Origin of the sequence: Streptomyces fuscichromogenes, from assembly GCF_014645815.1 — a bacterium.
Lineage (GTDB): Bacteria > Actinomycetota > Actinomycetes > Streptomycetales > Streptomycetaceae > Streptomyces > Streptomyces fuscichromogenes.
The window spans coordinates 106,465-118,005 of the sequence record NZ_BMML01000003.1 but is presented as its reverse complement, the minus strand read 5'-3'; the positions used below and the strand labels follow the sequence as shown (position 1 = coordinate 118,005).

General features: G+C 71.5%; 9 protein-coding genes. 6 read left to right on the top strand and 3 right to left on the bottom strand.

The window, feature by feature from the left end; all coding sequences use genetic code 11:
• The first annotated feature begins 85 nt into the window (after positions 1-85).
• A complete protein-coding gene (locus IEZ11_RS07645; RefSeq protein ID WP_189261849.1) occupies positions 86-1,612 on the top strand; it encodes an APC family permease in 1,527 nt (508 codons plus the stop codon).
• Positions 1,613-1,628: 16 nt separating this feature from the next.
• On the opposite strand, the gene IEZ11_RS07640 is transcribed toward IEZ11_RS07645, so the two are convergent.
• Positions 1,629-1,817, bottom strand: a complete 189-nt coding sequence (locus IEZ11_RS07640; RefSeq protein ID WP_189261848.1) for a hypothetical protein — start codon at positions 1,815-1,817, stop codon at positions 1,629-1,631.
• 199 nt (positions 1,818-2,016) lie between these two features.
• Between IEZ11_RS07640 and IEZ11_RS07635 the strand changes: the two genes are divergently transcribed.
• From IEZ11_RS07635 to IEZ11_RS07625, 3 genes are read left to right on the top strand one after another with little or no spacing between them, the layout of a single operon-like run.
• Positions 2,017-3,726: an MFS transporter gene (locus IEZ11_RS07635; RefSeq protein WP_189261847.1), complete on the top strand. Its 1,710-nt coding sequence runs from the start codon at positions 2,017-2,019 to the stop codon at positions 3,724-3,726.
• A 30-nt stretch (positions 3,727-3,756) separates the two neighbouring features.
• Positions 3,757-4,719 (top strand): alpha/beta fold hydrolase, encoded by a 963-nt coding sequence (locus tag IEZ11_RS07630; RefSeq protein WP_189261846.1) that lies wholly within the window; start codon positions 3,757-3,759, stop codon positions 4,717-4,719.
• Between the two features lie 52 nt (positions 4,720-4,771).
• The gene (locus IEZ11_RS07625; RefSeq protein WP_189261845.1) at positions 4,772-5,686 is read left to right on the top strand and encodes a squalene/phytoene synthase family protein; all 915 of its coding nucleotides are present in this window, start codon (positions 4,772-4,774) and stop codon (positions 5,684-5,686) included.
• A gap of 12 nt (positions 5,687-5,698) precedes the next feature.
• Here the strand turns inward: IEZ11_RS07625 and IEZ11_RS07620 are convergent, their stop codons facing one another.
• Complete coding sequence (locus tag IEZ11_RS07620) at positions 5,699-7,600, bottom strand: glycoside hydrolase family 97 protein (protein ID WP_189261844.1); 1,902 nt, start codon at positions 7,598-7,600, stop codon at positions 5,699-5,701.
• 25 nt (positions 7,601-7,625) lie between these two features.
• Positions 7,626-9,941: a glycosyl hydrolase family 95 catalytic domain-containing protein gene (locus IEZ11_RS07615; protein WP_189261843.1), complete on the bottom strand. Its 2,316-nt coding sequence runs from the start codon at positions 9,939-9,941 to the stop codon at positions 7,626-7,628.
• A 241-nt stretch (positions 9,942-10,182) separates the two neighbouring features.
• On the opposite strand from IEZ11_RS07615, the gene IEZ11_RS07610 reads away from it, so the two are divergent.
• On the top strand, positions 10,183-10,845 hold the full coding sequence (locus IEZ11_RS07610) for a polysaccharide lyase family 7 protein (RefSeq protein WP_189261842.1): 663 nt from the start codon (positions 10,183-10,185) through the stop codon (positions 10,843-10,845).
• Positions 10,846-10,939: 94 nt separating this feature from the next.
• Positions 10,940-11,512: a MarR family winged helix-turn-helix transcriptional regulator gene (locus tag IEZ11_RS07605; RefSeq protein WP_189261841.1), complete on the top strand. Its 573-nt coding sequence runs from the start codon at positions 10,940-10,942 to the stop codon at positions 11,510-11,512.
• The last annotated feature ends 29 nt before the right edge of the window (positions 11,513-11,541 follow it).

Sequence of the window (11,541 nt, the reverse complement as noted above, 5' to 3'; positions counted from 1 at the left end):
CTTGGGCCCGAACGCTTGTGTGCTTGTGCGCCGCAGTGGACCATGGCCGAATCGCGCCCCTCCTCCGAGCACGCTGGAGCTCCCGGTGACCGCTGCCCCCATCGCACCCGAGCCGGTCGACGCCCCGGCCGACGCCCAGGCGGAACGGCAGAAGCTGCGCAAGCACTTCGGCCGCTTCGACATCCTGTTCTTCCTGCTGTGCACCATCGTCGGGGTGGACACGATCGGTGCCGTGGCCTCGTCCGGTGCCGAGGCGTTCACCTGGCTGATCGTGCTGGCCGTGGTGTTCTTCGTGCCCTCCGCGCTGCTGATCGCCGAACTCGGGGCCGCCTTCCCCGACGAGGGCGGGCCCTACATCTGGACCAGCCGCGCCTTCGGGCGGCTGGCCGGCGCCGTCAACAACTTCCTGTACTGGATCACCAACCCGGTGTGGCTGGGCGGCACCCTCGCCGTCTCCGCCGTCACGGCGTACACCACCTTCTTCAACGACGGGAAGGAACTGAGCACCCCCGCCTTCTACGTCTTCACCATCGTCTTCGTGTGGGTGGGCGTGCTCGCCGCGATCCTCTCCTTCGACGTCGGCAAGTGGATCCCGACCATCGGCGCCTGGAGCCGGTTCGTGCTGCTCGGCCTGTTCACCGTCACGGTCGTGGTGTACGGGATCCAGCACGGCCTGCACGGCTTCGGCATCGGCGACTTCTCGCCGACCTACGCGGGATTCGTCGGCCTGGTACCGGTCCTGATGTTCAACTACGTCGGTTTCGAGCTGCCCAACACGGCCGGCGACGAGATGACGAACGCGCAGAAGGACGTCCCCTACGGCATCTTCCGCAGCGCCGTCCTCTCCGTCCTCCTCTACGCGCTGCCGATCCTCGGCATCCTGCTCGTCCTGCCGGTCAAGGCCATCACCGGCCTCGGCGGCTTCGTCGACGCGATCCGGCAGGTCTTCACGGTGTACGGCGGCCATGTCGCCGCCGACGGCACGCCCACGCTCAGCGGGTTCGGCACCGTGCTCGGCGACCTGGCCGGGATCATGTTCATCCTCACGGTGCTGTCCTCCGGCGTCACCTGGATCATGGGCTCGGACCGCGCCCTGGCCGTCTCCGGCTACGACGGCGCAGCGCCCCGCTTCCTCGGCGTGATCTCCAGCCGGTTCGGCACCCCGGTGCGGGTGAACATCCTCAGCGGTCTGGTCTCCACCGGGGTCCTGATCCTCGCCCACCAGCTGACCAACGGCAGCGCGGCGAAGCTCTTCGGCGCGGTCCTCGGCCTCGCGGTGTCGACGACCCTCGTCAGCTACCTGGGCATCTTCCCGGCGCTCCCGTTCCTGCGCCGCAAGTACCCGGACACGCCCCGCCCGTACCGGGCCCCGTTCCCGTGGGTGATCAGCAGCGTCCTCACCCTCCTCATCCTCTTCGCCAGCGTGCAGCTGGTGGCGCCGGGCGCCGGCGACCACTGGTTCGGCGCCGACTACGCGCCGGACGGCTGGACCCACGCCGAACGCGGGAAGTACCTGCTGACGGAGCTGGTCCCGCTCGTCGGGTTCATGCTCCTCGGTGTCCTGTTCTGGGCACTGGGCCGGCCGACCCGGGCGGCGGCCCGCCTGAAGTAGGGCCGGCGGCCGGTGGTCACAGCGGTCCCGTCCAGCTCGCGTCGGACCGGGTCAGGACGGACGCGTCCAGGGTGCAGCCCGCGAGCAGCAGGGTGACGGGCATCAGCGGCAGGGCCGTGGCGGACGGCGAAGGCCCCGGCGAGGGCTCCGGCGAACATCGCCAGTACCGGCAGGGCACGGCGGCCCGTCCTGCCGCCGTGGCCACCGGCGGCCCTGCGGTCGGCGGCGGTGCGGGACGTGGCCCCGGTGGGCCCGGCGGCTGCCCGTTCGGGCAAAGGCCTCGCTGGGACACCGTCCTCGCTTGCCGCGGCGCGGTTCCGGCGCGTAAGAAAGCCGCGTAGGAATGCCAGGAAGGCGAGGACCGAAACGCCCGGCCCGGTACCCACTTCTCGCGGAGCGGAGACATGGCGGTCACCACGAAGGAAACGAGCAGCGGTGGCTCTCCGAAGGCCGGGGCGGCCTGGGCGCCGCTGGCGCTGCCGGTCTTCCGGGCCCTGTGGATCGCGCAGTTCGTGTCCAACACCGGCAGCTGGATGCAGACGGTCGGCGCCCAGTGGCTGCTGCTCGGTCATGGAGCCGCCCTGGTCACGCTCGTGCAGACCGCGTCCAGCCTGCCCGTCGTCCTGCTGGCGCTGCCGTCCGGGGTGCTCGCCGACCGGTTCGACCGGCGCGGGCTGCTCGTCGTGGCCCAGGTCGCCATGTGCGCGGTGGCGACGGTCCTCGCCGTGCTGGCCTTCGCCGGCACCCTCGCCCCCGGTGCGCTGCTGGCCCTGACGTTCCTGCTGGGCTGCGGCAGCGCCCTGATGAGCCCGGCCTGGCAGGCGATCCAGCCCGAACTCGTGGGCCGCGCCCAGCTCGGCCAGGCCTCCGCGCTGGGCGCGGTCAACATGAACCTGGCCCGCGCGATCGGACCCGCGATGGGGGGTGTGCTCGTCGCGGCGGCGGGCGCGGGGTGGACGTTCGCCTTCAACGCGGTGTCCTACCTCGGCATCGTGGCCGTGCTGCTGCTGTGGAGGCGCCCGGCCGGCGCATTCGTGCCGCCCGCCGGGCGCGAGGGGTTCCTCACCGCTCTCCTCGCGGCCCGCCGCTATGTGTGGAACGCCCCCGGCATCCGCCGAGTGCTGCTGCGCACCGCGCTGTTCATACCCGGTGCCGCCGCCGTGTGGTCGCTGCTGCCGCTGGTCGCCGGTGACTCGCTCGGCCTGGGCTCCGGCGGATACGGCCTGCTGCTGACCGCGGTCGGCTCCGGCGCGGTCGGCGGCGCCTTCCTGCTGCCCCGTCTGCGGAAGCTGCTCGGTGCCAACGGCGTGCTGGCCGCCGGCGCCGTCGTCTTCGGCGTGGTCCTGGCCGTCCTGGCCACGGTGCACGTCACCTGGGTGGTCGCGGTCGTGCTGCTGCCCGCCGGAGTGGCCTGGATCGCGGTCCTGTCCACGCTCAACGCGGCGACCCAGATTCGGCTGCCAGGCTGGGTGCGCGCCCGCGGACTCGCCGTCTACCTGCTGGTCTTCCAGGGCGGACAGGCCCTCGCCGCCCCGCTGTGGGGCGCGCTGTCCCAGGGCGCGGGGCTGTCGGCCGCCCTGCTCGTCGCGGCAGGCCTGCTGCTGCTCAGCGCCGTCACCGTCCCGCTGTGGCCGCTGTACGACGCCGCGCGGATCGACCCGACCCCGTCCGACCACTGGCCGACGCCACCCCTGGTCCACGAGCCCGGCCCGGCCGACGGTCCGGTCCTGGTCTCCATCGTCTACCACGTGGCCCCCGACCACCGGGCGGCCTTCGCCGACGCCATGGCGGACGTGGCCCGCTCCCGGCGCCGTACCGGGGCGCTCACCTGGGGTCTGTTCGAGGACGGCAACGAACCCGGCCGGTTCGTGGAGAACTACCTCGTCGGGTCGTGGGCGGAGCACCTCGCCCAGCACCACACCCGGCAGACGGTGACCGACCGGCGCTTCGAGGAGCTGGCCCGTTCCTTCCTGCTGCCCGGTACCAGCCCTGAGACCACGCATGCCTTCGACGCCGCCCTCGCCGCGGGAAGGGGCCACCGGCCGCTCGCGCCGCCGGCTCCGGACGCCGCGCCCGCGCCCGGGGCCGGGGCCGGGGCCGGGCAGGACGGGTAGCCGAAGATCGTCACGCGTACGCTCGTGCACATGGTTCAGCATCGAATGGTCGACGTGAACGGGATCCGGCTGCACATCGCCGAGGAGGGTTCCGGCCCGCTGGTCGTGCTGCTGCACGGCTTCCCCGAGTCCTGGCACTCCTGGCAGCACCAGTTCGGCCCGCTGGCCGCGGCCGGTTTCCATGTGGTCGCCCCCGACCAGCGCGGGTACGGCAGCAGCGATCATCCCGCGGACGTCGAGGCGTACAGCATCTTCCACCTGGTCGGCGATGTCGTCGCACTGATCCGGGAGCTGGGCGAGGAGACGGCGTTCGTCGTCGGGCACGACTGGGGCGCGCCGGTGGCCTGGCACACCGCGCTGTTCCGGCCCGACCTGGTGCGCGGTGTGGCCGGGCTGAGCGTGCCGCCGCCGTTCCGCGGGGAGCAGCCGCCGTTGCGGACGATGGACAGGAGGTTCGGCGGCCACTTCTACTGGAACTACTTCGACCGTCCGGGTGTCGCCGACGCCGAGTTCGGCCGTGACCCGCGCACCGCGCTGCGGAAGTTCTTCACCATGGCGTCCGCGGAGGGTGCCGGCACCGGTGAGATCAGGCAGCCGCTGGTCGACCCCGAGCGCGGCTGGCTCGCGGACATGCCGGATCCGGAGAAGCTGCCGCAGTGGTTCACCGAGGCGGACCTGGACGCGCTGACCGAGAGTTTCGCGCACGGCTTCACCGGGGCCCTCAACTGGTACCGCAATCTCGATCGCAACTGGGAACTGAGCGCACCCTGGCAGGGCGCCGTAGTCACCCCGCCCGCGCTGTACGTCTACGGCGACCGCGACCTGGTCCCGGCGTTCCCCGGCACGCCCGAACTCATCGAGCGCCTCCCGGCCCTGATGCCCAACCTGGTGCGCGAGCCCCTCAGGCTGGCGGGCTGCGGGCACTGGACCCAGCAGGAGCGGCCCGACGAGGTGAACGCGGCGCTTCTCGACTTCCTCACGTCCCTTTCCTGAGCCTCCTCGGCGGTCGGGCTCCGCCGAACGCGGGTGCCTCTACGATCATCTTGTGAGCACGTGGAACAAGACCCTGACCGCGGCGGGCATCACGGAGCCGGAAACGCGCCGGGACTACGGCATCCAGCGGCGGCGGGTGCGGCAGTACCGGCGCAGCGCCTACCTGGCCTGCCGGGTGCTGCTGCCGCCTGCCGTGCTGCCGCATGTGGTCGCCGCGACGGCCGTGATGCACCACGGGGACGAACTCCTGGACAGCGGTCCGAAGCCGGAGCGGGCGGCGGCCTGGGCCGCCTGGGAGCGGCGGGTGCGCACCGCGCTGGAGACCGGCTCCAGTGACGATCCGCTGATCCGGACCCTGCTGCACACGGTCTCCGCGTTTCCGCGGCACCGGGAGGCCGTCGAGGCGTTTCTGACCACGGCCGCGGTCGAGTTGGGGTTCGACGGCTTCGCGACGGAGGCCGACTACCAGGCCTATGTGGACGCCTACTCGCTGCCCGCCTTTCTGCCGATCGCCGGGCTGCTGGGGCCCGAGAGCGACACCGACGGGCGGTTCCGGGCGGGTTGCCGCACGCTCATCGACGGCAGCCAGCGGCTGGACTTCGTCAACGACCTGGCCGAGGACCTGCGGGAGGGGCATCCAGGGATCCCGGCGGAGACGCTGAAGCGCTTCTCGGTCACGGTCGAGGACCTCGAAGCGGGCCGGGCCTCCGAGGGGCTGCGTTCCCTCGTGGAGCACGAGGTCGAGACGGCCCGGACCGATCTGCGGTCGGGGCGGGAGGTGTTGGCTCTGATGCCGGCGGCGCACCGGCCGATGGTGCACGCCCTCATCGAGATCGAGCTGATGACCGCCGAGGCGGTACTGGCCCGCGGCACGGGGGTGCTGCGGGGTTCGGCGGCACCGTCCACGGCGGGCACCCTCAAGCTGTTGCTCGGTGCCCGCCGGGCGGCGGTGCGCGCTCGACGGTAGGGCGCTGCGCGCTCAGCGGTAGCAGGTGGTGACGCCCGGGTGCCAGCGGCAGGCGATCGCGGCGAAGCCGCCGTTGGCGACGACGTCGACACTCAACTCGTCGCCACCGCGGAGCACTTGCCGGTCCTGGACGAGGCCGTCGGCGCCGTCCCGGATCGTCTCCACCAGCCAGCGGCCCGGGCCGATGGTCAGGGGCACGGTGGCGGTGCGGGCGGCTCCGGCGTAGACCCCGCCGAGGAACCAGCGGTCCCCGCTGCGGCGGGCGAGGACGGCTTCCTGTCCGGGGCTGCCGGCCAGCAGCCGGGTGTCGTCCCAGGCGGCGGGCTCCTGGTCCATGAAGTCCCGGGCGAGCGGCCGTGCGTCGTACGACTCCGGGGTGCCCGCGAACATCTGGAGCCCCGACTCGTAGGCGACGGTGAGTCCGACCTCGGCCGCGTCGGAGTCGGGGCGCAGGCCGACGCGCTGGAAGCCGCCGGGGGTGAAGTCCATGGAGCCGATGACGTTGCGGGTGAAGGGCAAAGTGGTGAGGTGGGTGGCGGTGTTGGTGCGCTTCTCCTCGCCGCCGACGGCCTCCATGCTCATCACCTGGGGCCAGGTGCGCTGGATGCCCTTGGGCAGGGTGGCGCCGTGGAAGTCGACCATGAGGTGGTGGGCGGCGGTCTCCGCGAGGATGGTGTCGTACCACTGGAACATGGACTGCGCCTCGGAGTTCATGAAGTCGATCTTGACTCCCTTGACGCCCCAGCGCTCCAGCGTGGGTAGCCACTGAGCCCGTTCCTCGGGGGTGTCGAGGTCACGCTGGTGGATCCAGACGATGATCCCGACGCCCTTCGCCCGCGCGTAGTCGACGAGTTCGGGCATCCAGCTGTCGGTCTGCCAGTCGGGGTCGGTGACGTCCCACTCGTCCTTCTTGAAGTACCAGCCGGAGTCGACGGCCTCGTAGGGCCAGTGGTGTGCGGCCGCGTAGTCGACGTACGCCTTCTGCGCGTCGAGGCTCTGCCCTGCGGTGCGGCCGCCGGCCAGCCAGGTCCACAGCACGGTGCCGGGGCGGATCCAGGAGGTGTCGGCGACCTTGGAGGCCGGGGCGAGGTCGTCGGTGAAGGTGGATCCGGTGACGGTGGCCAGGTCGCCGGTGATCATGGCCCGCCAGGGGGTGGCGAGCGGGCCGTCGGTGTGCACCTGGCTGTCGGCGAGCTTCACGCGGTAGCTGCCGGTGCCCTGGGTGTGCGCGAGCCGGGCGCCGGAGTAGCTGCCGGTGAGGTCGGACTCGGCGAGCAGGGTGTAGCCGCCGTCGGTGGCGAACAGGGCCTGGTCCGAGTACTCGCCGGTCGGGGCGGTCGCGGCGGTGTACTGGTTGAACTGGCCCTCGTTGTCGACCCGGTAGGTGCTGAGCCAGGCATCCGCGTCCGCCGGCAGGTTGAACGCGGAGCTCTCGCCGAGGACGTCGCCGTACCCGGCGGGCAGCACGTACCGGTAGGCGATGCCGTCGGCGGCGGCGCGCACGACGAGGTCGAGCCGGGCACCGGCGACGGTGGCGAAGGAGAGCCGGGTCTCGTTCATCCGCACCCGGCGGTCCAGGCGCTTGCCTGACTTCGCCCGGTAACGCTCCTCGACCGTACGGTCCTTGCGGTGCAGGAAGCGCAACCCCTGGGAGAAGTCGGCCTGTTGGGTGACGATGCCGACGGGCGACGGTGCGATGACGGTACGGCCGGCCCGGGAGACCGTGAGGCTGAGGCTGCCGGTGGTGTCGTCGAGGGCTATCCGGGCGCGGGGCGCGTGCGCCGCCTCGGCCACTGTCCAGGTGTCCGGCTGCCGCGGCTCGGACCGTGCGGGCCCGGTCGCGGTCGCGAGGAGGGTGGCCGCCAGCCCGGTACAGAGCGCGGCGGCCATGGTTCTGGTGAGGGGAACTTCCATGAGAACCCTGCCTTCCGGTCGGTGGTTACGGCAGTCCCCACGCCGCGCCCGGTTCGCTGACGGCGACGGGGGCGATGACGAGGTCGGGGCGGGAGCCGGAGTGCACGAGGACCTCGCGGCCGCGGGGCAGGTCGATGGCGAGGGTGCCGTCGCCGAGGTCGTGGGTGCGGGCCGGGGTGCCGTCGTCGAGCAGGACGGTGAGCCGGCCGGTCAGGCCGTGCCGGAGTTTGAGCGGCTCGCCGGCCAGGCTGCGGATCCGGATGAACCGGGTGCTGCCCGCCTTGCGCACCGCGCTGACCAGGAAGGCGCCCTGGGTGCGGAAGTCGTGCAGGGTGAGGTCCGCCCAGGCGGTCGGGACGGCCGGGAAGACCCGGATGATCCCGCCCCAGCTCTGGCAGAACATGTCGTGCAGGGACTGCGAGGCGGACAGCGGGGTCTCGATGACCGGACCGGCCTCGGTGTAGTGGGTGTTGGCCCGGCAGGGATAGCGGGTCGTGGGGTCGAAGAACTTCCGCAGGTATCCGATGGCCGTGTCGCCGTCGCCGGTCATCGCGTACATCGAGGCGGCCCCGGTGTAGCTGTAGCCGCGGTGGGCTCCGGTCAGCGCGTGCCAGCGCACCACGGACTTCGTGATCAGGTCGCGGTTCTCGGGCTGGTCCCAGTTGACGAGGTACAGCGGGTACACCATCAGCAGGTGCGAGTAGTGGCGGTGGGACTGGTCGTACGGGGTGTCGGCGCCGATCATGAAGCCGTTGGCGTCGACCGGGTACGGGGTGAGCTTTGCCAGGATCTCCTGCCAGCGGGGCTTCAACTCGTCGTCGATGCCGAGCAGTTCGGCGGAGTCGAGGAGGGTCTGGCAGCCCCAGCGGATCAGGGCCAGGTCGTAGTTGGTGTCCTGCGGCGGGACGACCGGGTACTCGGGCGAGAGGGTGCTGGGCAGGTGCAGCCTGCCGTCGCTGCCCGGGGTGAGGAAGTGCCAGTAGTAGTTGATCGTGCGGCGCAGCAGCGGGTAGATCGTGTCGCGGAGCAGGGACCTGTCCATGGAGTGGCGGTAGGAGAGCCACACGTTGTGCAGGGCCCAGGTGAGGTCGCCGGTCTCGGCGCCGGTGCCCGGACGTCCCACCTCGCGGTCGGCGAACATGTCGGAGCTGCGGCCGATCCCGGAGCTGTCCGAACGGTAGGCGGCGGGCACGTTGGCGGTGAGCTGTTCCTGGCTCTGGCGCAGGGTGCTGGCGAGGGAGTCCAGTTCCGGGTGGTTGAAGGCATGGATCAGCCAGTATTCGAGCTGGACGTTGAGGTTCCACCAGACCGCGGGCCAGGGGGTGGGCTCCAGCCAGGGGCCGGAGGTGGCCATCACGGGGCCGTCGGTCCGGCTGGCGGAGGCGACCTTGTAGAGCTGGATCCAGTGGAAGCTCTGCAGCCGCTGGTCGGGGAACGAGACGAAGCTCTTCCGGTAGAAGGCGTGCCACCAGCGGGTGTGGCGGCGCCTGAGAGCGCGGTAGGACACGGCGCTCCGCAGGTTCCGCCGGGAGTCGGCCTCGGCGGCGCTGTCGGAGGGGAAGCTGTGGCCGACGCTCAGCAGCAGTTCGTCGCCGTTGCGGCGGTAGGAGGTGGCCGTCTGGCCGCCGCCGGTGAGCGGTTGCAGGACCTGCTCGGTGCCGTCGGCCGTGGTCTGCTGGGTCCAGGGCGGGTTGGCGGTGTAGCCGGCGGGCGGCGACTCCTGGATCTTGCGCGGGCTGATGGCCTCCTCGGGGTGGAAGGTCCAGGTGACGCGCTCGCCGCCGGCGGCCGTGGCACGGACGGCGAGGACCTCGTCATGGATGAGGGCGGCGAGGGTGAGGGTGCCGGCGCTGGTGGTGACGGTGCCGGTGAGCTCGGCGTTCCACAGGCTGAGGCGCCAGTCGACGGCGGTGATGGTGCCGACCGGTTCGAGGGTGAGGTGCCCGACGGGCAGGCGGGCGGTGCCCCAGCCACTGCCGAACTCCGGGCGGTGGTCCTGGACCCGGCCGTGCTGGACGGTGAGACGGATCTGGTTGGCGCCCGGCTCCTGGTAGACCATGCTGCCGAGCAGCCCGTCGCCGAGGAACGGCCCCTCGTACCAGAGGGTCGGCAGTCTGCTCCACAGCAGGTCCTGGCCGCGCAGGAACCGGTCCCAGGCGCCGTCGGTGGTCATGGTGTCGCGGAGTCTCCAGGGGCGTGCGGCGGCCCCGGCGGCGGCCGGTCCGCCCGCCGGTGCCGCGTGGGCGCTGCCGGGCAGGGCCGCGACCGCCGCACCGCCCAGCGCCGTGCCGAGCACGGCTCTGCGGGGCATCGGTAAACGGTTCTCCGGGTGCGAGGTCATCATCGTCCTCCATACCTGACGGACCCTCGATACATCGGGTGTATCCCGGAACCTAGGCACCCGACTTGCACCTGTCAACCGCCTCAACATCACCAACAGCATGCCCACTCGAGCCATTCCGTCGGCTTGAGCTTCGGGTTCACATCAATAACCCTGACTCAAGTCCTTGACTCCTCCGATGTCTTGAGGTTGCCTGCGTTCGCGCACTCCCGCTCGACTCCCTCACCGGAAAGGACACTCGATGAACCGGAGATCCTTCTTACGGGTCGGCACCGGAGCCCTGCTGGCCCTCCCGCTGACCGATGCCGTCGCCTTCGCGGCCGTCGCCCCGACCGACGGCTGGACGCAGACCTCGTTCAGCTACAGCTGGCAGAAACCCTGGAACCTCGATCTCAGCGACCGGCACAGCTCCAGCGGGGGCGTCGAGCGCATGTGGGTGTACGCCACCGACGAGCCGTTCGAGGAGGGCAGCGACACCGATCCGCGTACCGAGATGCGCTGGAAGGTCGACTACAGCACGGGCGACCACATGTGGGACGCCGACGTCTATCTGCCGTCCGGCACCGACGGCGCGACCTTCGTGCAGATCCTGCGCAGCGTCCATCCCTCGGGCACCCCGGCCACGGACATCATGCTGGACGTCTACGACACCGGCGGCGGCACCGTGCGGCGCTACGACGGCACGGTGCTCAGGACGGACGCGTACGACACCTGGTTCAACGTGAAGATCGCCCACCAGGCGAGCACCGGGACCGGGACCCTCAAGGTCTACTTCGACGACTCCCTGGTCCTGACCGTGGACGACCGGGGCCCGGCCACCCGCTACTTCAAGAACGGTGTCTACAACCACGGCTCCGGCCGGGCCGAGGCCCGTTTCCGCAACCTCCGCTACTGGACGAGGTGACCGGCTGAGAGACCACCGACGTCACCGTGACCGGGGTCGGCGCACTTCGTTCCGTACAATTTGAGACCGAACGAAAGTCGCGAAGGAGTCGCCCGTGCCCGGTCAGCGGTCCATCACCGAAGCCGAGAAGCTCGCCTCGGCGAAGCTCGGCGGGATCCCGATCCGCCGGGAGCAGATGGCGGCCGTGGCCAACGTCCACCGGGCCGCCTCCGCCGTGCGCCAGCACCTGGAGAACTCCGTGCTGCGCGGCTCGGACCTCACCTGGACCGCGTTCGTGGTGCTGTGGGTCGTCTGGGTGTGGGGCGAGTCGGAGACCCGGCATGTGGCGGAGGAGGCCGGGATCTCCAAGGGCACGCTCACCGGGGTGGCCCGCACCCTGGAGTCGCGCGGGCTGCTCGGCCGCGCCGGGCATCCGGGCGACGGCCGCCTGGTCCTGCTCAGCCTCACCGACAAGGGCGAGGAGCTGATGCAGCGGGTGTTCCCGGCCTTCAACGAGGAGGAGGCCTTCGTGACCTCCGGGCTCAGCGACGACGAGTGCCGGACCCTCGCGGATCTGCTGCGGCGGGTGGTGCTCCAGGTCGAGGACCACGGCGAGGAGCGGCGCCGGGAGCTGCTCGACGGCGCCGAACCCGCACCGCGCCGCAGCGGGCGGCGCGCGAAGGCCTGACCAGGCCTCCCGAAGGGGACCGGCCAGGC

Bases quoted from the DNA above. Each gene is read 5' to 3' on its own strand.
- IEZ11_RS07635 (WP_189261847.1), top strand. From the start codon at position 2,017: ATGGCGGTCACCACGAAGGAAACGAGCAGCGGTGGCTCTCCGAAGGCC.
- IEZ11_RS07630 (WP_189261846.1), top strand. From the start codon at position 3,757: ATGGTTCAGCATCGAATGGTCGACGTGAACGGGATCCGGCTGCACATC.
- IEZ11_RS07620 (WP_189261844.1), bottom strand. From the start codon at position 7,600: ATGGAAGTTCCCCTCACCAGAACCATGGCCGCCGCGCTCTGTACCGGG.
- IEZ11_RS07615 (WP_189261843.1), bottom strand. From the start codon at position 9,941: ATGACCTCGCACCCGGAGAACCGTTTACCGATGCCCCGCAGAGCCGTG.
- IEZ11_RS07610 (WP_189261842.1), top strand. From the start codon at position 10,183: ATGAACCGGAGATCCTTCTTACGGGTCGGCACCGGAGCCCTGCTGGCC.